Here is an 18,704-nt window from a genome sequence, read left to right on the forward strand (position 1 = left end):
GTCTGACACCCTAACCGCAGGCTCGGACACCGGCGCCGAGCCGACTCAGGAGTTCTCGGCCGTCGACTTGGCCGGCGCCTTCTTGGCCGCGGTCTTCTTCGCGGCCGTCGTCTTCTTCGCGGTGGTCTTCTTCGCCGTGGTCTTGGTCGCCGTGGTCTTGGTCGCCGCCGTCTTGGTCGCGGCCGCCTTGGTCGCGGTGGTCTTCTTGGCGGCGGTCTTCTTCGCTGCCTTCTTGGCCGTCTTCTTGACCGGTCCCCGCGCGCGGCGGTCGGCGAGCAGTTCGGCCGCCCGCTCGTCGGTGATCGACTCGACCTCGTCGCCCTTACGCAGGCTGGCGTTGGTCTCGCCGTCGGTGACGTACGGGCCGAAGCGGCCGTCCTTGATCACCATCGGCTTGCCGGACACCGGATCGGTGCCGAGTTCCCGCAGCGGCGCGGCGCTGGCCGATTGGCCGCCACGGCGCTTGGGCTCGGCATAGATCTTGAGCGCCTCGTCGAGGGTGATGGTGAAGATCTGGTCCTCCGACGCCAGCGAACGGGAATCGGTGCCCTTCTTCAGGTACGGCCCGTACCGGCCGTTCTGCGCGGTGATCTCCTCGCCGGTGGCCGGATCGGTGCCGACCACCCGGGGCAACGACAGCAGCTTCAGCGCGTCGTCGAGGGTGATCGAGGCGAGATCCATCGACTTGAACAGCGAGCCCGTGCGCGGTTTCGGCGCGGTCTTCTTCGCCGCCGTCTTCTTGGCACCCTCCTCGGTGGCGGGCTCCGGCAGGATCTCGGTGACGTACGGGCCGAAACGCCCTTCCTTGGCGACGATTTCGTGCCCGGTGGCCGGATCTACGCCGAGGCTGCGCCCCTCCTGCGGGGTGGCGAACAGCTTCTCGGCGACCTCCGGGGTCAGCTCGTCCGGCGGCAGATCATCGGGCAGGTTCGCCCGCTGCGAGATCGGATCACCGTCCGGGTCATCGGGATCGGTGACCAGGCGCTCCAGATACGGGCCGTAGCGGCCGACCCGGACCACCACGTCGCGACCCTCGCCGTCGGTGAACAGCTTGATCGAGTTCACCTCGCGGGCGTCGATGTCGTCGAGCTGTTCGCCGACCATCTTCTTCAGCCCGCCCGAGCGCGCGACCGACCCCTCCACACCGCTGTCGCCACCGAAGTAGAAGCTGGACAACCAGTTTCCGCGCCGTTCCCGGCCGGAGGCGATGGCATCGAGATCGTCTTCCATCGCGGCGGTGAAGTCGAAGTCGACGAGCCTGCCGAAGTACGCCTCGAGCAGCCCGACGACCGCGAACGCCACCCACGAGGGCACCAGCGCGCTGCCGCGCTTGTAGACGTAGCCGCGGTCCAGGATGGTCTTGATGATGGACGAATACGTCGAGGGGCGGCCGATGCCCAGTTCCTCGAGCGCCTTGATGAGCGAGGCCTCGGTGTAGCGGGCGGGCGGATTCGTGCTGTGCCCGTCGGGGTTCAGCTCGATCGCGGTGACGTTCTGGCCCTCTTCCAGCGCGGGCAGCCGGGATTCGGCGTCGTCGGACTGCCCGCCCGCCTCCTCGTCCACGCTCTCGACGTAGGCCTTGAGGAAGCCGGGGAAGGTGATGGTGCGACCGGACGCGGAGAACACGCACTCCTCACCGGTACCCGCGACACCGGTGATGCGCAGGGTCAGCGTGGTGCCGCGCGCGTCGGCCATCTGGGAGGCGACGGTGCGCTGCCAGATCAGTTCGTAGAGCCGGAATTCGTCGTTGTCCAGGCGCGAGTGCAGCTGGCCCGGGGTGGCGAAGGTGTCGCCCGCCGGACGGATCGCCTCGTGGGCCTCCTGCGCGTTCTTGACCTTGCGGTTGTACTGGCGCGGCGACGGATGCACGTACTCGGCGCCGTAGAGCTGGGTGGCCTGCGAGCGGGCCGCCGCGATCGCCGACTCCGACAGCGTGGTGGAGTCGGTGCGCATATAGGTGATGTAGCCGTTCTCGTACAACCGCTGCGCGACGCGCATGGTGCGTTCGGAGGTGAAGCGCAGCTTGCGGCCCGCCTCCTGCTGCAGGGTCGAGGTCATGAACGGCGGGTACGGCTTGCGCGAGTACGGCTTGGACTCGGCCGAGGTGACCGCGAGGTCGACGCCGTCGAGCGCCTCGGCGAGCCGGCGGGCGCGGGCCTCGTCCAGCACCACCACACCGGAGGCCGACTTCAGTTGTCCGTCGGGACCGAAATCGCGACCGCTGGCCACCCGGGCGCCGTCGACGTTCACCAGCCGCGCGCCGAACGTGCGCGGGTTCGCCGCATCGCTCTGCTCGTCGGTTCCCGCGTCCAGCTTGGCGGCGATGTCCCAGTACTCCGCGGAGCGGAACGCCATGCGCTCGCGCTCGCGCTGCACGATCACCCGGGTCGCCACCGACTGCACCCGGCCCGCCGAGAGCTTCGGCATGACCTTCTTCCACAGCACCGGGCTGACCTCGTAGCCGTAGAGGCGGTCGAGGATGCGGCGGGTCTCCTGCGCGTCGACCAGGTCCGGGTCGAGTTCCCTGGTGTCGGCCGCGGCCGCGCGGATGGCGGGCTCGGTGATCTCGTGGAAGACCATCCGGCGCACCGGCACCTTGGGCTTGAGGGTCTCGAGCAGGTGCCAGGCGATGGCCTCGCCCTCGCGGTCGGGGTCGGTGGCGAGGTAGAGCTCGTCGGCGTCGGCAAGCAGGCTCTTGAGCTCGGTGACCTTGGCCTTCTTGTCCGGGCTCACCACGTAGATGGGCTCGAAGTCGTTGTCGACGTCGACGCCGAGGCGAGCCCAGGGCTGTCCTTTGTATTTGGCCGGCACATCGGCGGCGCCGCGCGGCAGGTCGCGGATATGACCGACCGAGGCCTCCACCGTGTAGTTGCGGCCCAGGTAGGGCGCAATCTTGCGGGCCTTGGTCGGGGACTCGACGATCACGAGACGACGCAGGGGACGGCCCTGGTCGGCTGCACCGCGGTCTCGTGTTGCCACCGGCGAATACACCTTTCCTTCTCGACCCGCGCGACGCGCTGTTCGCGTGTGGTGCGCGGCTGGGGCAAGCGGCGACGAGGAACATCGCTACCAGAGACGTTTATACCTTGAGGACGGCAGCGGTCGAGCGCTTGCGACCCGAACCACCGAGCGTACGTGATGGCAGATGGTAGTTCGGACCCGCCCGTCGGGCGGCATGTCACCGCCCGCGGCGCCGTCCCGGGCGCGCTCGGCGGACCGCGCGTTGTCGGCAGCGGTTCGGCGGGGGCCGATCGGCGCTGCGGCGCGGGCGGGCGCCCGGTGTCACGTCCCTACCCCGGATACAGCTCGTCCCTCATCCCGATGCCGGTGATGAGGGACGAAGCTGGAATCGGGCGTGCTCAGCTGAGCGCGCGCACTCCGGTGGCCTGCGGGCCCTTGGTGCCCTGGCCGACCTCGAACTCGACCTTCTGGTTCTCCTCGAGGGTGCGGAAGCCCGACCCCTGGATCTCGGAGTAGTGGACGAAGACGTCAGCCGAGCCGTCCTCGGGCGCGATGAAGCCGAACCCCTTCTCCGCGTTGAACCACTTCACAGTTCCCTGTGCCATTATGTTCCTTCTCTTTTCTTACCGGAACGGCGGACAACTGGGTTCGTCCACCGGGTCCGTTCCGACCGCTGTACTCTTGGTTCCCCCTGCAAGGAAAGCACCAAGCACACCGTTCGCAACATCGATCCTGCTGACGGTTTGGACTTTCGATCCGTCCCTCGAACACAGAAGCTTGCGACCAGGAACCAGTGAACCATGTCTTCGAGCAATTCAACAGTCGAGTTACCGACAATTTGCAAAAAACTTGATCTTGCGAATGCGCAGGTGAGGGAGAGAATGCTCGAATCCAGACTTCGGGTCGGTTTGCCATCGGATAACCGGGTAGTAGTTCGGCAAACATGGTGTGACCCAGGTCGCTATTTGGTATCGAAAACACTGGTCACGCGTCCGAACTACGCACGTTTCACACTTCGCGAGCCTCTCGCGGCCGCGTCGTGGTGACAGGAGCGGACATGGGGGACGCCGCAGGCGCCGATCCGGCCCTCGGCTACGGGCGATCGTTGCTGAATCGTGTCCAACGGGGCGGTCCTGATCGCAGGCTCACCCACGCCGTCGACCTGCCCGCGCGGCCTGCCGAGACCACCGAGTGGCCCGCGTGGGTCCACCCCGACGTCATCGCGGCCCTGGACACGTACGGCATCGGCGCACCGTGGACACACCAGACCCGCACCGCGGAGCTGGCCGCGGGCGGGCAGCACGTCGTGGTCAGTACCGGCACCGCGTCCGGGAAATCGCTGGGATACCAGCTACCGGTGCTCACGGCGCTGCGGGAGGACCCGCGGGCGACCGCCCTGTACCTCGCGCCGACCAAGGCGCTGGGTGCCGACCAGCTGCGCGCCCTCGGCGAACTCACCCACGAGGGCCCGTTGCGCGAGGTCCACCCGGCCACCTACGACGGCGACACCCCGGCCGAGATCCGGCAATGGGTGCGCGACAACGCTCGCTGGATATTCACCAACCCGGACATGCTGCACGTCGGCATGCTGCGGTCGCATCAGCGGTGGGCGCGGGTGTTTCGCAGACTCCGCTACGTCGTGGTCGACGAATGCCATGCCTACCGGGGCGTCTTCGGTTCACACGTGGCACTGGTGCTGCGCAGGCTGCGCCGCGTCGCCGCGCACTACGGCGCCGATCCGGTGTTCGTGCTCTGCTCGGCCACCACGGCCGATCCGGCGGCGGCCGCGTCGCGGCTGATCGGCGCGCCGTGCGTGGCGGTGACCGAGGACGGATCGCCGCGCGGCGCGCGCACCGTAGCGCTCTGGGAACCGCCGCTCACCGCCGCGACCGGCGAAAACGGTGCACCCGTTCGGCGCTCGGCGACGATCGAGGCGGCGCGCATCATGGCCGACCTGGTGGTCGAGGGCGCGCGGACGCTGACGTTCGTGCGGTCGCGCCGCGGCGCCGAACTGGCCGCGCGGGAGGCCCGCGGACTACTGGGCGAGGTCGATCCACGGCTGACCGAGCGCGTGGCCGCCTACCGAGCCGGCTACCTGGCCGAGGACCGGCGCGAACTCGAGGCGGCGTTGTCCGACGGCAGGCTGCTCGGCGCGGCGACGACCAACGCGCTGGAACTGGGCGTCGACATCGCGGGCCTGGACGCCGTTGTCATCTCGGGTTTCCCCGGCACCGTGGCCTCGTTCTGGCAGCAGGCGGGCCGCGCGGGCCGGCGTAGCCAAGGGTCGTTGGTGCTGCTCGTGGCCACCGACGACCCCCTCGACACGTACCTCGTCCATCACCCCGACGCGCTGCTGGACAAGCCCGTCGAGGCCACCATCACCGACCCCACCAACCCCTACGTGCTGGGCCCCCAGCTGCTGTGCGCGGCCGCCGAACTCCCGCTGACCGATGCCGAAGCCGAGGAGCTCGGCGCCACCCGAGTCCTCGCCGACCTGGCCGCGCAGGGCCGGATCAGGCGCCGGGTCGCGCCGCGGACCGGCGCAGGCCGCTGGCACATCACCGCGCACACCCATCCACACGACGACGTGGACGTGCGCGGCGGCATCGGCGCCCCCGTGGCCATCGTGGACGGCGAGACCGGCCGTCTGCTCGGCACCGCGGATGCCGGTCGGGCCCCGGCCACCCTGCACCCCGGCGCCGTCCACCTGCACCAGGGTGAGACCTTCGTGGTGGACGAACTCGACCTCACCGACGGCGTCGCCTTCGTCCACGCAGCCGACCCCGGCTGGACCACCAGCGCACGCAAGCTCACCTCACTCACCGTCGAATCGGTACTGGCCGAGCGCCACCACGGCGGCGTGACCAGCGCCTTCGCTCAGGTGTGCGTCACCAGCCAGGTGATCGGCTATCTACGGACGCTGCCCACCGGCGAGGTCATGGACATGGTCGAACTCGATCTACCCGCCCAGACCCTGCCCACCAAAGCCGTCTTCTACACCGTCACCCCCGATCTGCTGGCCGAAGCGGGCATCGACGCCCGCCGCGTCCCGGGGGCGCTGCACGCCGCCGAGCACGCCGCGATCGGCCTGTTGCCGCTGGTCGCCACCTGCGACCGCTGGGACATCGGTGGCGTCTCCACGGCCGAACACCCCGACACCGGCCTGCCCACCGTCTTCGTCTACGACGGCCAGCCCGGCGGCGCCGGATTCGCCGAGCGCGGCTTCGCCCAGCTGCGCCGCTGGCTGGCGGCGACCCTCGCCGCCATCGAGTCCTGCCGCTGCGCCACCGGGTGCCCGTCGTGCGTGCAGTCCCCCAAGTGCGGCAACGGCAACAACCCGCTGGACAAGGACGGCGCCGCCCGGCTGCTGCGGGCCGTCCTCGGCGCACTCGACCGCACGTCGGCGGCGGTCGGCGCAGGTCAAGGCGCAGATCTCACGCCGTGACCTGCCCGTCCCCGCGACGTGACCACGCCGCCACTTCCGAGCCGGTGACCGGACGGCAGCTGCGTAGCCGGCACGCTGCCGCCGACGCTCGTGTGCGTCCGAATAAAGAGGATTCGTTTCATGTTAACTACGGCATTGCGGCGGGCCGATACCGCGAACACCGCGCACGTGAATTGAATTACCGAGAATCTTCGGGAATAGATACCTCATCGTAATTATCAACTCATCGGTATTCCCGAATTCGTCGGCGTCGAACACCCACTGTGGAACGTTTACATACCGGTCAGTCTTCCTGTTCCGCCGGACCTGCCCGGGCACTCGCTCGGACAGTCCGCGCACCCGCCGCGCCCATTCGGACAATCCGCTCCACCGACACCGTGACGTCCCACCGCATCACCTCGCACTCGCTCACCAGCGCCCCCATCCGACGCACCACCGCTTCGGCCGCGGCGCAGGCCTCGTCCGCCCCTGCCTGCAGCGCGCCCGCCCCGGCCAACGCACCGAGATCGGCGGCGGCCTGAACACGGTGACGCGCGACGACCACCGTGCCGACCTGCGCGATCAGCAGCGTCACCGCGATCAGCCCGACGAGCGCCACACACGCGAACACCGTGGCGCCACCCTCCTCACCACCCCGCCCGTACACGGTCTACTGCCCCGGTTCCCGGGCGGCGACGGCTTCCCCGCGTAACCGCAGTGGCAACAGCGGCGCGCGAGCCGACACGACCGCGACGACGAAGTCGCCGTCCCGCCGGATCGCGATATCGGCGCCCGGCGGCGCGACGCGCTCGGCGGCAGCCCTGGCATCGACCGGGTCACCCCGCGCCTCCAGCCGCGCCGCCTCTCGCGCGGCGTCCACGCAGCGCACCTGCGTCGAGGCCGCGAGCAAGGCCCCGACACACACGACGACCACCACCATGATCGCCGCCAACGCGATCGCGGCCTCCACCGTGACGGCCCCGCACTCGTCCCCGACCACGCGGCGACCGCATCGCCGCGCCTCTCGACCACCGACCGGCCCCACCGCGTCGTCGGCAAGCGGCCCCGACCCACGATCAGCGACCGAGCGCACCGCGTGGTCGTCGTCCACCCACACCCCCTGGCACATCACCCACCCCCTTTCCCGACAAACCCACCCCACCCCCGACGGCCCGCTCCACCGGCCCTGACACAACCCACCGAGCGGCGAGCCACTGACCCGCCCGGCAACCGGAGGTCTCGAGCCACGGTCCACGTGCCACCGGGCCGCTGGGCCGCTATGGCCGCTATGGCCGCTATGGCCACTGAGCCGCTATGGCCTACCGGGCCACTGGACCACCCGGCCGCTGAGGCCACCCGGCCGCTGAGGCCACCCGGCCGCTGAGGCCACCCGGCCGCTGGACCACCCGGCCGCTGGACCACCCGGCCGCTGGACCACCCGGCCGCTGGACCACCCGGCCGCTGGACCACCCGGCCGCTGGGGCCACCGGGCCGTTGGGTCGCTGGGCCACTGCGCCGTTGGCCGTTGGGCGGTTGGACCATCCGAGCCCGTAACCAGGTGCTACCACCGCGCGGCCAGCCACCGAACCGCCACGCGACCGGAGCCCATGCGACGAGCCAGCGAGCACCGGGGGCCGCGCCGCTGAGTAACCGCCGCCGGCCCTTGGAACGGCGAGCCCCGAAGCCGTTGGACCGGCGGAGCAGCACGAACATCGTCCCGACAGGCAGCCCGGCACTCGAGCGGACGCGGCGTAGGTTATCCGGCCGCCGCCCGGAACACCCACGTCCCGGCCTCACACGCTGGTGTTGAGCGCCTTGTCGATGATCTTGGTCAGTGCATCGACGATGGAGTCACCGGTGACCACCCCGTAGAGCACGGCGCCGAAGGCGGCCGCCGCGATCGTGCCGATCGCGTATTCGGCGGTGCTCATGCCGTCATCGGCGACTGCCGCATGGAGGAGGCGGGTTCGCAGGCGCCAGACACCGTTCTCGGTGCGGTCGACGACCGAGCGCAGCGAGGAACGTGAATCGGCGGATGCGATCTCGTCGCCCTGGTCCGATTCGGGTTCCGGTCCGCGGGCGACTGCCTCGGCTGACGCAGCGGGTGTCGTCGCGGCTGGCGCGGCGGTGGTCGCGCTGTGGGGCGGAGCGACAGTCGTCGGCTGGTAGCCCAGCGATGTCCGGGTATCCGCCTCGGCGCAATCGGCATCGAGGGCCATCGCCAGCGGTACCGGATCCGGAGCCGCCAGCGAGGGATCGGTCTGCACGCCGATCGATGGCCTCGCCGTCATCACCCCGTCGAGCGCGACCTCCGGTGTCGTGGCCGGCGCCAAGACCCCCGGCGTTGTGGCCGGTGCCGAGACCCCCGGTGCTGTGGCCGGCGCCAAGACCCCCGGCGTTGTGGCCGGTGCCGAGACCCCCGGCGTTGTGGCCGGTGCCGAGACCCCCGGCGTTGTGGCCGGTGCCGAGACCCCCGGCGTTGTGGCCGGTGCCGCGACCTCCGGTGTTGTGGCCAGTGCCGAGACGGAAGGCAGACCACCACCCACCGCGGCCGGTGCTGCTCCCGGTGCCACCGCCGGGGCGGGAGCTGCCAACCGGGTGCGACGCGCTGCCGATGCGGCATGGCAGAGCGCTTGCGTGAACGATGGGCCGAGGGCCGTTCGGCAAGGCATCGTCCCTGCCTCCGGAACGGACGAGCCCGCAGACGAGGCGGGCGGGGCCGGGAGCAGCGCCCGCGTTTCGGTCGGACACGTCGATGCCGCACGGCAGGTGGAATGCGGGTGCGTACCGTGTGGGCTCATGCTCGGCTCACCGACAGCGGATGGTGCCGAAGGAGGTACCGAAGGCACGTCCGAGGCCGTCTCCGGATTCCGCTCAGGCATCGGCATCGGCATCGGCATCGGCATCGGCATGGACGATGGAACCAGCTGAGCCGCAGTCGAATCCGTCGGTGATGCAGGTGTGGGTTGGGGCACCGGCGCCGGTCCCTCCACCGGTCGTTGTGGCGGTCGTATCAGCCGACCGGGCGCTGAGGATCGAGTGACCGACGGCGACAGGGCGCGGGCTCGCAGGAGGCGGAGCAGGCCGGCGAGGCGGAGTCCGCGCGGGCGGCCCTGCGGCGCCCACCGCGCGGGCGGCACGGGTGCGCTCGGTAGTGCCTGACAACCGGGGGCAGCGGGGTTCGGGGGCGGCGTCGATGGCCGGACGCGCACGCGCTGGAATCCCCACGTGGACTTCATTCGTCGCGCTGTGTGCGGGAGCCGAGACGACGCGCCGGGGGCGGGAACGGCGGTGCGGAGACGCCGGAGGGCCCAGACGGTCGCGGCGTCGCTGTCGAAACGATGGGTCGCACGAAGGGGCGCGGGCAGTGAGATCTGCGGCACCGCGTGGAGCTGGGCGGGCACCCGCGCGCTCGATTCCGCCCTTGCTCCCCACCAGTGGACGAGACCTTTCACTGCCGAGCGAACCTGCGCCTGTCCACCTCGAATCACACTGCGCGGCACGGCAATACCGCGCCCGCTTCGGCTCCGCCCCGTTCTGTTCTCGCCCGGAGGGGCCGGCCGCAGCAGCGCGTGTCGTTCCGCCGACGGACGGGCCTCGCCGAGCACGTCAGCACAACCACCCTGGGCACGTACCCGCCCGACACGACAGCCACCCTCGACACCGACCCGCTCGGAGCTGACCGCACGCCGAAGGTCCGCGGTGGTCGAAAACTCGCCGCGGGAGCCGTGATCTGTTGAGGCAGGCGATGTCCCCAGGGCCACCGGTTGCGCCTGCACGCCGCTCCGCCCCACCGATTCGGCTGACCCCGACTCCTCGGACGCGGAGGACGACGGAACTCCGGCCGCCGCCGGCGGAGAGCACACCGCTGAGGCGGTGGGAGCCGGCGGGTTCGCCTCGCCGTCGGCGGCAGTCGGCGGAACCGGCGACGCGTGGCTGCGCCGCACCATGAGCAGGCTGCCCAGCCGCCGTGGGACACCTCCGGTCGGATTGGTGATCTGCACCGACATTCCTTTCTGTTCACCCCGGCGGTTGGTCCGCGCGGGGACGTTCGATGGGCCACCGCATCCGGTGGCCGAGGATGGTCCGCCCGTCACAGCAGGCCCCCGTCCAGTACGCGCCCGGCCAGTCCGACGACCACCGGGACGATGCCGAGACACAGGAAGGCGGGGAGGAAGCACAAGCCCAGCGGACCGCTGATGAGCACGCCCGCCCGTTCGGCGCGTGCCGCGGCGGCGTCCTCCACGGTGGCTCGATGCTGTTCGGCGAGTTCTGCGACGGCCGCCGCGAGGGACGAGCCCGAGCGAGCGGACCGGCGCGCCATCCGCGCCAGCGACTCGATCTCCGCGCCGCCCGGTCTGCCCGCGGCCTCGCGGGCGGCACGTTCCCAGGCGTCGGTGGCGTCGGCGCCGAGCGCCAACAGATCGGCCGCGCGCAGGAGGGCGGCCCCCAGCTCGCCCGGCGAGCCCGGTGCCGCGGCTCTGGCGGCCGAGGCCATCGGCAGACCGGCGCGCAGGCAGGCGGCGAGCAGGTCGAACACCGAGGCCACGACCAGCGGGTCCGCGGGCCCGACGGTCCGGGTGGGTGGCGGCGGGGCCGGTGCGTAGAGGGCGGCCAGGCGCGTGTCCAACCCGGCGCGGACGGGCCAGCAGAGCAGCGCGCCGGCGAGGAGGACCCAGACGGAGGCTGAGGTCTGGAACATAGGTCAGACCAGTGCCTTTCGGGTGATCGCGTCCGTCCACAGCAGTCCGGCACAGGCCAGCGCGGTTCCCAACGGCAGCAGAATGTCGCCCGCCGACGTGGTGAACAGGATGCGGAGCGGGTCGGCGCCCATGAGTTGGCCGAGCCCCAAGCCGAGCAGCGGCAGTCCGGAGAGCACGGACGCCGTCGCCCGCGCCCCCGCCATCGCCGCGGCGCTGCGGGCGCGGAACCGGATGCGCCCGGCGAGATCGACCCGCGCGGCGGTGAGCAATTCGGCCAACGCGAGGCCGTGCCGCTCGGCGACCTGCCAGGCGTCCGCGATGCGCGCGAGTTCGGCGCCGATCACCGACTGCTCGTCGCGCAGCCCGTCGGCACCGGATCCGCCGAGCCTGCCGCGTGCCGCGGACACCGCGAAGGCCCGCGCGGCGGCGCCCGCGGATTCGCGTGCCGCCACCTCGGCGGCCGCGCTCGGATGGGCACCGACACGTAGTTCGCCGATCACGGCTTCCAACGCGTCCAGCAGCCTGCCGCACTCGGCGGATTGCTCCCGGTCGCGCCGCGACCGCCGGTGCCGCACGGTGAACGTGCCGAACAGCACGGCCGCGGCGATCAGCGGCCCGACACCGGTCCACAGCACCGCGCCCGCTGCGGCACCGACACCGACCGGCCGGACCGCCCGTTGCCACGGCACGGGGCGGGGACTCCCGTACATTCCGGCGAATCGGCGCCTTGCCGCCGGACCGGGCGCCACGAGCAGCGCCACCGCGAGACTCACCAGGGCACCGCTCATCGAATCGACCGTTCGGCGAAGAGTTCGGCCAGCCGGGGCGCCGCGGGCGCGGGACCGCCGTCCGCCCGCCACGCGGCGACGATGTGCACACGCCCGTCGTGCGCGGGCTCGAGCAGACCGATCTCCCGCAAGCCGCGGGAGCCGTCGGCACCGCGCTGCACGTGCAGCACCACTTGCACGGCCGCGGCGAGCTGACTGTGCAGGGCAGCCCGTGTCATGCCACCCAGTGCCGCCAACGCTTCCAACCGTGCGGGCACCTCACGGGGCGAGTTCGCGTGGACGGTGCCCGCACCCCCGTCGTGCCCGGTGTTCAGGGCGGTCAGTAGATCGACGACCTCGGCGCCGCGCACCTCCCCGACGACGATGCGGTCCGGGCGCATCCGCAGCGCCTGGCGCACGAGGTCGCGCACCGTCACCTCGCCGACGCCTTCGACATTGGCGGTGCGGGCGACCAGCCGCACGACATGGGGATGCGGCGGGGCCAACTCCGCCGCATCCTCCACGCAGACGATGCGCTCGGCAGGATCGACGGTGGCCAGCAGGCCGGACAACAGCGTCGTCTTGCCCGCCCCGGTCCCACCGACCACCAGGAAGGCGAGCCGGGCGCGAACGATCTTTTCCAGCAGCGCTTTCGCGGATGCCGGAACGGCGCCGGAGGCGGCCAGCGCGTCCAGCCCCTGGGTGGCGGGCCGCAGTACCCGCAGCGACAGGCAGGTGCCGTCGTGCGCGATCGGCGCGAGCACCGCGTGCAGGCGGACGCCGAACGACTCGCCCAGGGTCGACCCGGGACCGGCGAGCTTGCCGTCCACCCACGGCTGCGCGTCGTCGAGCCGCCGGCCCGCCGAGAGCGCCAGCCGCTGTGCGAGCCTGCGCACGGCGGCTTCGTCGGGAAACGTGATCGTTGTCTTCTCGAGCCCGCGGCCACGGTCGACCCACACCGCATCCGGTGCCGTGACCAGCACGTCGGCGACGCGGGGGTCGTGCAGCAGCGGTTCGAGCAGCCCGGCACCGGTCAGCTCGGTCTGCAACAGCCGCAGCGCCCGCAACAGGTCGGTGTCGCCGAGGACGCCGCCCGCCTCGGCGCGGATCGCCGCGGCCAGCTGCGCCGGGTCGGGCTCGCCGGACTGTCCGGCGAGCCGTTGCCGTACCCGCTCGAGCAGCTCGGCGGTGACCAGCGCACTCATCGCGCCGTCCCCGCCGGTGCGTCGAGCACGGCGAGCACGGCATCGGCGGCCGTGACCAGGGGACCGCGCCGCGGCAGGCGGAGACCGCCGCGTTCCAGGCGGCCGGGCAGGTCGGGTTGGGCGCGCACGGCGGCCAGCAGTGGTAGATCGAGAATCTCGGCGATCTCCTGCCCGCGCAGTCCGCCCGGCGCCGGTCCGCGAACGATCAACCCTTGGTTGGGATTACGGGTGCCGACATAGGCGCTGACGGCTTCGGCCGCCGCCGCGGCCCGCAGTCGCGCCGGGACGACGAGCACCACCAGATCGGCAGAGTCGAGCATCTGCTCGGCCGCGGGGCCGCGCTCACCGGAGACGTCGCAGATGACGAGATCGCCTGCGGCACGGCCTGCTTCGAGGACCGCGTGCGCGGCGGCGGGACCGATGCGCCCCGGCAATCGACCGGCACCTGCGCGCCCGCAGGACAACACCACCAGCCCCGAACCCGCGGTGGGCAGTGCCTCGTGCAGCGCGCCCGCGGCGACCCTGCCGTCTTCGACGACGAGATCGGACCAGCGCAGGCCGGGCGCCGACTCGAGGCCGAGCAGCAGGTCCAGACCACCGCCGAGGGGTGCGCCGTCGACCAGCAGCGTGTGTCGGCGGAAGCCGACGGCCGCCGCGCGCAAGGCCGTGACCCCGGCCAGCACCGACGCACCCGCGCCACCGCACGCACCGACCACCGCGACGACGACACCGCCGCCCGCGCGTGGTTCACCGTGTTCAGCAAACTTCTCGATAAGACCGACGGCCGCGCCCGGCAGGGCGATGACCCGCTCGGCGCCGACCGCCGCGGCGGCCTGCCACGCGGACAGTCCCGGCTCGCCCTCGGTGACGAGGACGACGCCCATCCGTCGCTGATGGTCGGCCGCCGCGCACTCCAGCGCACTGGCTGTGTCGAGGATCACCAGGGGTGCGCCGGCCCAGCTGTGCCTGCCGACCGGCGGCTCGGCCTCGACGAGCTCGCGTTCGGCCGCGGCGGCGACCCGACGCACCTCCTCGCGCAGCCGAACGTCACGGATCAGCGCGAGTGCGGGGCGCACCGGCGGGAGGTCGGCGAGGTCGATGTCCATGCCGCTCAGCGTCGTGGAACCGGCGCGACCCCGACAGGACCGAGATGCCGAATGTGGATAACCCAGGGCCTGTGGAGAACCTCGCGGAGCCGGAAATATCACCGGCCGGAAATAGAGGACGGCCCCAGCCGGGGGGGGAGGAGGCTGGGGCCGTCGGGGTTCAGCCCCGGGGGGTCGGGCTGAACACGCCTGGAACATGTCCAGGTGCCAGCAATACTACACCCATTCCCCGCCGCCGACGCAAGTGCGACGCCGAAGAACTTCGGCCCCGCCCGGACCCCTCCGGCTTCTTGCGAGCAAACACGGCGCGGCCCCCGTCCGCGCGCCCGCCGCGACCCCGGCGTGCCTATCCTGAACGGGTGACGACCGAGGACGACCAGCCCGCGGACAGCGGCCGAGGGGCACCCGGCGCGCACACCGCGAATCGCACGACCGGTGGTGCGCGCGTCGCCGCGTTCTTCGATCTCGACAAGACGGTGATCGCCAAATCGAGCACCTACGTGTTCAGCAAGCCGTTCTACGCGCAGGGGCTGCTCAACCGCCGCACCGTCCTGGAAAGCAGCTACGCGCACTTCCTGTACCTGCTCTCCGGCGCCGACCACGACCAGATGGAGCGGATGCGGGAACACCTGACCAAGATGGTCGCCGGGTGGGACGTCGAACAGGTGAAATCGATTGTCGCCGAGACCCTTCACGAGCTGGTCGATCCGCTGATCTACGCCGAGGCGGCCGATCTGATCGCCGATCACAAGATCCGCGGCCACGACGTGGTGATCGTGTCCGCCTCGGGCGAGGAGATCGTCGCGCCGATCGCCGCGGCACTCGGTGTGGCGCACACCGCGGCGACCCGCCTGGTCGTCGAGGACGGCAAGTACACCGGCGAGGTGGAGTTCTACTGCTACGGCGAGGGCAAGGTCACCGCGATCGAAAAGCTCGCCGCGAGCGAGGGTTACGACCTCGCGCGGTGCTACGCCTACTCCGATTCGATCACCGACCTGCCGATGCTCGGCGCGGTCGGGCACCCCACCGCGGTCAATCCGGACCGCGCGCTGCGGCGGGAAGCGCTCGCGCGGGGCTGGCCGGTGCTGGCGTTCTCCAACCCGGTCTCACTGTGGTCGCGCTTCCAGTCCCCCTCCTCCACCACCGTCGCGGCGACCGCGGCGGTCGGTCTCAGCGCGGTGCTGGCGGGCGCGATCAGCTATCGGTTGCTGCGGAAACGGCGCTGATCGTTTCAGGGCTCTGACCTGCGGAATCCGCGCTCGCGCCGGGGCGACAAGACCCCGCCGGTGAACTTTTCAAGCCCTTGAGTGAGCTGCCTCACAGTGGTAGAAAGGTAGCTACGGAAAGGCGGAAGGCCAAGGCGGAACCGGAAGAGAAGGTCACGTCTCCCGACCACCTTTCCCAGCACGGAGGCCAGGTACCCACGCGGAGCGCGCCGCTTGGATGGCAGAAGCGTTGTGGGCCTGCGTAGTTCGAGCTGCCGACGGCGAGAGCCTCGCACAGGTTGCGGGGATGAACCGGCGGAGTTCGGATGATCGCCGAGGCCATGGAACACAACCCACCTCAGCACGCTTGGTAACCGGGTACTCCGTGCTAGCGGGCGGTGAAGTCGTCGAAGGACGGCAGCGCCGCCCGCTTCGATGTGTCCACTAGCTCGCCGCGGCGTCGGCGATGGACGTGGCCTCCCGCGCGCCGTCCTCGAGAGCGCCGCAGCACAGGATCACCCAGCCGCCGACCCCACTCGGATCCCCCGTGGCGAACGCGGCCGCGGCGTCCAGGTAGGCCTGTCGCCGGCGCAGCCAGAAGACCTCCGGCACACCGAGGCTGTGCGGGTCCAGGCCGCTGGCCACCGTCGCCAGCCGCGAGGCGGCGCGCGCGACGATGCCGTCACCGCTGCCGAACGGTCGCAGGGCGAGCAGTTCGCCGTGCACCACGGCGGCGATCACCGGCGCGGGCGCGTGGGTGGCCTGCAGGGTCTGTACGAGCAGATCGAGGCGTTGCGCGACGCCCGGATCGGTGCGCGGACGGCCCAGCGACTGCTCGTCCTCGACCAGGTCGGCGGCGGCGAGCAGGTGCAGCCGGGCCAGCGCCTGCAGCGGCGCGCGCTGCCACACGGCGGTCAAATTGCGGAGCGCGTCGCCGTCGAGTGCCTGGCCGACGCGCAGGGACCCGGCCAGGATCGGGTCGGCGACACGGCCGTCGGCGGGGATCTCGGTGCTGCCGCCCTCGATGGCCGCCGAGGACCGCGCCGCGCGCACCGCCGCCTCCGCGGCCGTCGTCGGCCAGCCGCGGAGATTCGCCCGGTGCCGGTGCACAGCCGCCAGCGCATCGCGGGCACGGTCGGCGGCGTCGCGCACACCGGGCAGGTCGACGAGGGGCTGCAACGGATCGCTCACGGGGTACGAGGCTACTGGCGCGGCCCGTTCCGACGTGCCGACAGGTGACCGAATCAGTGGGAGGAGACGGGCGCGGCGTGGATCACAGTTGATTAATCTCGGGATGAGCCCGTGCTGCCGCGAGGAAAGAGTAGTGATGACCGAAACCACCGCTGATCACCGAGAGTCGTACCCGCCGTCGCCGGAGTTTGTTGCCGGGGCCAATGCTGATGGGTCGTTGTATGAGCGGGCGCAGGCTGATCGGTTGGGGTTCTGGGCCGAGCAGGCCCGCCGCTTGTACTGGCACACCCCCTTCACCGAGGTGCTGGACTGGTCCCAGGCGCCGGTGGCGCGCTGGTTCGCCGACGGCCGACTCAACGTCGCCTACAACTGCCTGGACCGCCACGTCCTCGACGGCCACGGCGACCAACCGGCCATCCTGTGGGAAGGCGAACCCGGCGACACCCGCACCCTGACCTACGCCCAACTGCTCACCGAGGTCTGCAAAACCGCCAACTACCTCACCCAACTGGGCCTGAACACCGGCGACCGCGTCGCGATCTACCTGCCGATGATCCCCGAAGCCATCATCGCCATGCTCGCCTGCGCCCGCCTGGGCCTGCCCCACTCGGTCGTCTTCGCCGGCTTCTCCCCCGCCGCCCTGCGCCAACGCGTCGACGACGCCGCCGCCCGCCTGATCATCACCAGCGACGGCCAATACCGCCGCGGCACCCCCACCCCCCTCAAAACCGCCGTCGACGAAGCCCTCACCGAACCCGGCCACACCGTCGAACACGTCCTGATCGTCAACCGCTGCAACCTCGACATCCCCCTCACCCCCGGCCGCGACCTGTGGTGGCACGACACCATCGCCCACGCCCCACCCAACACACCGCCCAACCCCTACCCGCCGAACACCCCCTGTTCATCCTCTACACCTCCGGCACCACCGGAAAACCCAAAGGCATCCTGCACACCAGCGGCGGCTACCTCACCCAAGCCGCCTACACCCACCACTACGTCTTCGACCACAAACCCGGCCACGACATCTACTGGTGCACCGCCGACATCGGCTGGGTCACCGGCCACTCCTACATCGTCTACGGCCCCCTGGCCAACCGCGCCACCCAAATCCTCTACGAAGGCACCCCCAACACCCCCGACGAACACCGCCACTTCCACATCATCGAAAAATACGGCGTCACCATCTACTACACCGCCCCCACCCTCATCCGCACCTTCATGAAATGGGGCCGCCACATCCCCGACGCCCACAACCTGACCAGCCTGCGCCTACTCGGCTCGGTCGGCGAACCCATCAACCCCGAAGCCTGGCGCTGGTACCGCCACGTCATCGGCCGCGACACCACCCCCATCGTCGACACCTGGTGGCAAACCGAAACCGGCGCCATCATGATCTCCCCCCTCCCCGGCATCACCCACACCAAACCCGGCGCCGCCATGACCCCCCTACCCGGCATCAGCGCCCAAGTCGTCGACGACGACGCCAACCCCGTCACCCCAGGCGAAACCGAAGCCAACGGCTACCTCGTCCTCGACCAACCCTGGCCCGCCATGCTCCGCGGCATCTGGGGCGACCCCGACCGCTACCGCGACACCTACTGGAACCGCTACCACACCCACGGCTGGTACTTCGCCGGCGACGGCGCCAAAATCGACACCGACGGCGCCCTCTGGGTCCTCGGCCGCGTCGACGACGTCATGAACGTCTCCGGCCACCGCATCTCCACCGCCGAAGTCGAATCCGCCCTCGTCGCCCACCCCGCCGTCGCCGAAGCCGCCGTCGTCGGCGCCACCGACCCCACCACCGGCCAAGGCATCGTCGCCTTCGTCATCACCAACACCACCACCAACCCCCACACCACCCCCGACCAACTCATCACCGACCTCAAAACCCAAGTCGCCCAAGAAATCAGCCCCATCGCCCGCCCCCGCGACATCCACATCGTCCCCGAACTCCCCAAAACCCGCAGCGGCAAAATCATGCGCCGACTCCTCCGCGACATCGCCGAAGGCCGCCCCCTCGGCGACACCAGCACCCTCGTCGACCCCACCGTCTTCGAGGCCATCCGCGCCGAGAAGGCATAACCGCACCCTCGGGGAACCACGGCCGGCGACGAGTTCGCCGGCCGTGTTCGTTAG

The 18,704-nt window shown here is 71.1% G+C and carries 13 protein-coding genes and 1 pseudogene; 4 read left to right on the top strand and 10 right to left on the bottom strand.

Going from position 1 to position 18,704, the window contains the following annotated elements; all coding sequences use genetic code 11:
* Positions 1-45: 45 nt before the first annotated feature.
* Both topA and AMO33_RS18895 read right to left on the bottom strand, forming a co-directional pair.
* Complete coding sequence (topA, locus tag AMO33_RS18890) at positions 46-2,979, bottom strand: type I DNA topoisomerase (protein WP_060595042.1); 2,934 nt, start codon at positions 2,977-2,979, stop codon at positions 46-48.
* Positions 2,980-3,359: 380 nt separating this feature from the next.
* Entirely contained in the window at positions 3,360-3,566 is a 207-nt protein-coding gene (locus AMO33_RS18895) for a cold-shock protein (protein WP_011206895.1), read from the bottom strand.
* Positions 3,567-4,018: 452 nt separating this feature from the next.
* Here AMO33_RS18895 and AMO33_RS18900 point away from each other — a divergent pair, with 452 nt between their 5' ends.
* The gene (locus AMO33_RS18900; protein WP_060593765.1) at positions 4,019-6,406 is read left to right on the top strand and encodes a DEAD/DEAH box helicase; all 2,388 of its coding nucleotides are present in this window, start codon (positions 4,019-4,021) and stop codon (positions 6,404-6,406) included.
* Positions 6,407-6,689: 283 nt separating this feature from the next.
* Here the strand turns inward: AMO33_RS18900 and AMO33_RS18905 are convergent, their stop codons facing one another.
* The 3 genes from AMO33_RS18905 to AMO33_RS18915 form a co-directional block, all read right to left on the bottom strand.
* The gene (locus tag AMO33_RS18905) at positions 6,690-7,004 is read right to left on the bottom strand and encodes an Rv3654c family TadE-like protein (protein WP_390502534.1); all 315 of its coding nucleotides are present in this window, start codon (positions 7,002-7,004) and stop codon (positions 6,690-6,692) included.
* Positions 7,005-7,055: 51 nt separating this feature from the next.
* Positions 7,056-7,325 carry a TadE family type IV pilus minor pilin gene (locus AMO33_RS18910; protein WP_220275699.1) on the bottom strand — a complete coding sequence of 90 codons (270 nt, stop codon included), beginning with the start codon at positions 7,323-7,325 and terminating at the stop codon, positions 7,056-7,058.
* Between the two features lie 853 nt (positions 7,326-8,178).
* Complete coding sequence (locus tag AMO33_RS18915) at positions 8,179-8,316, bottom strand: DUF4244 domain-containing protein (RefSeq protein WP_081433269.1); 138 nt, start codon at positions 8,314-8,316, stop codon at positions 8,179-8,181.
* A gap of 868 nt (positions 8,317-9,184) precedes the next feature.
* On the opposite strand from AMO33_RS18915, the gene AMO33_RS32635 reads away from it, so the two are divergent.
* Positions 9,185-9,316 (top strand): hypothetical protein, encoded by a 132-nt coding sequence (locus AMO33_RS32635; RefSeq protein ID WP_255266263.1) that lies wholly within the window; start codon positions 9,185-9,187, stop codon positions 9,314-9,316.
* A gap of 1,162 nt (positions 9,317-10,478) precedes the next feature.
* On the opposite strand, the gene AMO33_RS18920 is transcribed toward AMO33_RS32635, so the two are convergent.
* The 4 genes from AMO33_RS18920 to ssd are packed head-to-tail and all read right to left on the bottom strand — an operon-like array spanning position 10,479 to position 14,166.
* Entirely contained in the window at positions 10,479-11,087 is a 609-nt protein-coding gene (locus AMO33_RS18920; RefSeq protein WP_060593767.1) for a type II secretion system F family protein, read from the bottom strand.
* Between the two features lie 3 nt (positions 11,088-11,090).
* Positions 11,091-11,876, bottom strand: a complete 786-nt coding sequence (locus tag AMO33_RS18925) for a hypothetical protein (RefSeq protein WP_060593768.1) — start codon at positions 11,874-11,876, stop codon at positions 11,091-11,093.
* Complete coding sequence (locus tag AMO33_RS18930) at positions 11,873-13,060, bottom strand: TadA family conjugal transfer-associated ATPase (RefSeq protein WP_060593769.1); 1,188 nt, start codon at positions 13,058-13,060, stop codon at positions 11,873-11,875. The genes AMO33_RS18925 and AMO33_RS18930 overlap by 4 nt, the downstream gene beginning before the upstream one ends.
* Positions 13,057-14,166 carry a septum site-determining protein Ssd gene (ssd, locus tag AMO33_RS18935; protein WP_060593770.1) on the bottom strand — a complete coding sequence of 370 codons (1,110 nt, stop codon included), beginning with the start codon at positions 14,164-14,166 and terminating at the stop codon, positions 13,057-13,059. The genes AMO33_RS18930 and ssd overlap by 4 nt, the downstream gene beginning before the upstream one ends.
* Before the next feature lie 476 nt (positions 14,167-14,642).
* On the opposite strand from ssd, the gene AMO33_RS18940 reads away from it, so the two are divergent.
* Entirely contained in the window at positions 14,643-15,392 is a 750-nt protein-coding gene (locus tag AMO33_RS18940; protein ID WP_229435036.1) for an HAD family hydrolase, read from the top strand.
* A 423-nt stretch (positions 15,393-15,815) separates the two neighbouring features.
* On the opposite strand, the gene AMO33_RS18945 is transcribed toward AMO33_RS18940, so the two are convergent.
* A complete protein-coding gene (locus AMO33_RS18945) occupies positions 15,816-16,562 on the bottom strand; it encodes a Fic family protein (protein WP_060593771.1) in 747 nt (248 codons plus the stop codon).
* A 136-nt stretch (positions 16,563-16,698) separates the two neighbouring features.
* Between AMO33_RS18945 and acs the strand changes: the two are divergent.
* Positions 16,699-18,650, top strand: a pseudogene (acs, locus tag AMO33_RS18950) (acetate--CoA ligase).
* Positions 18,651-18,704 lie beyond the last annotated feature (54 nt).

It is taken from the genome of Nocardia farcinica, assembly GCF_001182745.1.
In the GTDB taxonomy this organism is placed as follows: Bacteria; Actinomycetota; Actinomycetes; order Mycobacteriales; family Mycobacteriaceae; genus Nocardia; species Nocardia farcinica.

Bases quoted from the DNA above. Each gene is read 5' to 3' on its own strand.
- AMO33_RS18915 (WP_081433269.1), bottom strand. From the start codon at position 8,316: ATGAGCACCGCCGAATACGCGATCGGCACGATCGCGGCGGCCGCCTTC.
- AMO33_RS18900 (WP_060593765.1), top strand. From the start codon at position 4,019: ATGGGGGACGCCGCAGGCGCCGATCCGGCCCTCGGCTACGGGCGATCG.
- AMO33_RS32635 (WP_255266263.1), top strand. From the start codon at position 9,185: ATGCTCGGCTCACCGACAGCGGATGGTGCCGAAGGAGGTACCGAAGGC.
- AMO33_RS18910 (WP_220275699.1), bottom strand. From the start codon at position 7,325: ATGGTGGTGGTCGTCGTGTGTGTCGGGGCCTTGCTCGCGGCCTCGACG.
- AMO33_RS18930 (WP_060593769.1), bottom strand. From the start codon at position 13,060: ATGAGTGCGCTGGTCACCGCCGAGCTGCTCGAGCGGGTACGGCAACGG.
- ssd (WP_060593770.1), bottom strand. From the start codon at position 14,166: ATGGACATCGACCTCGCCGACCTCCCGCCGGTGCGCCCCGCACTCGCG.
- AMO33_RS18895 (WP_011206895.1), bottom strand. From the start codon at position 3,566: ATGGCACAGGGAACTGTGAAGTGGTTCAACGCGGAGAAGGGGTTCGGC.
- AMO33_RS18925 (WP_060593768.1), bottom strand. From the start codon at position 11,876: ATGAGCGGTGCCCTGGTGAGTCTCGCGGTGGCGCTGCTCGTGGCGCCC.
- AMO33_RS18920 (WP_060593767.1), bottom strand. From the start codon at position 11,087: ATGTTCCAGACCTCAGCCTCCGTCTGGGTCCTCCTCGCCGGCGCGCTG.